Annotated in this window: 1 protein-coding gene; it reads left to right on the top strand. The window is 55.7% G+C overall.

Annotation, left to right across the window (positions count from 1 at the left end; all coding sequences use genetic code 11):
• On the top strand, window positions 1-582 hold a 582-nt coding region (tnpC, locus tag AC07W0_RS30950), incomplete at its 5' end, for an IS66 family transposase (RefSeq protein WP_495029355.1).

Consider the following 582-nt stretch of genomic DNA (forward strand, 5'->3'; position numbering starts at 1 on the left):
CAGCCGAGTGTCGAGCGTTTGGCTTGTATGGCCCATGTACGGCGCAAGTTTGTCGATGCGCAGAAAGTGCAGCCCAAGGGTAAAACCGGTCGGGCCGATGTTGCGCTGACGATGATCAACAAGTTGTACGGTATCGAACGTGATTTGAAAGAAATGACGGATGAGCAGCGCTTTGCCGGTCGCCAGGAAAAGAGCTTGCCGGTGCTCGCGCAGTTGAAAAGCTGGCTGGAGAAAACTCAGCCGCAAGTCGCATCGCAAAGTGCTCTCGGCAAGGCGCTCAGTTATCTGGGTAGCAACTGGAGCCGGCTGGAACGTTACGTGGAGGCCGGTTTTTTACCGATCGACAACAATGCCGCCGAAAGAGCGATAAAGCCGTTTGTCATAGGGCGCAAGGCATGGTTATTCAGCGATACGCCCAAGGGCGCCACCGCCAGTGCGCAGATCTACAGTCTGGTCGAAACGGCTAAAGCCAACGGCCAGGAGCCCTATACGTGGCTGCGCCACGTACTGGAGCGATTACCGCAGGCTGAATCAGTTGAAGATGTTGAGGCGTTACTACCCTGGAATTGGAGGGCATCATGA

It is taken from the genome of Pseudomonas sp. GW704-F2 (genome assembly GCF_059423025.1).